General features: G+C 71.1%; 1 pseudogene. It reads right to left on the bottom strand.

The features are described 5' to 3' along the window. Window positions 1-554 (bottom strand): annotated as a pseudogene (locus tag ACXJKJ_RS31730) (hypothetical protein); the annotation flags it as partial.

The following is a 554-nucleotide window of genomic DNA, read 5'->3' as shown; positions in this document are numbered from 1 at the left end:
GCACCTGCACGCTGTGGTCCAGCTCACCGCGAGCTACCGCACGTGCGGCCGCTTCCACCGCCACCACCGGGGCGATCACCGCACGACGCAGCCACACGGCCAGCACGCCCATCAGTACCGCGGCGGCCAACGCGGTCAACACGGCACAGAGCAGCAGCGTGCGGCGTGCCTGCGTCGAGCGCGATGTCACCGCCTGTTCGGCCACCTGCGCGGTCTGCTTGCCCAGCGCATCCAGCGTGGTGCCCAACGCACGGTCCTTGCCCCGCACCAGCGCATCGCCCTGCAACGGGCTGTAGCCGCTGGCGGCGAACGCCTCAAGTGCGCCGTGGTACTCCTTCTGCAGCGCGGCGTGCTGGGCCAGGAAGCGGGCGGCCAGTCGTGCGGTGTTGGCGTCGTCGCTGCCGGCCAGCGCCTTGGCCAGCGCGGCGGTCTTGCCGCCCTGGCTGTCGAACGCGGCCAGATGGCGCGTGCGCAGCGCTTCATCGCTGCCGCGGATCAGCACGTTCTTCCATTCCTGCACCTGCAGCCGGAACTCGCGCTGCAGCAATTCGGCC

Source organism: Roseateles sp. P5_E1 (genome assembly GCF_054049335.1).
The sequence above is the reverse complement of the archived record's forward strand: the minus strand, read 5'-3'. Positions and strand labels throughout refer to the sequence as shown.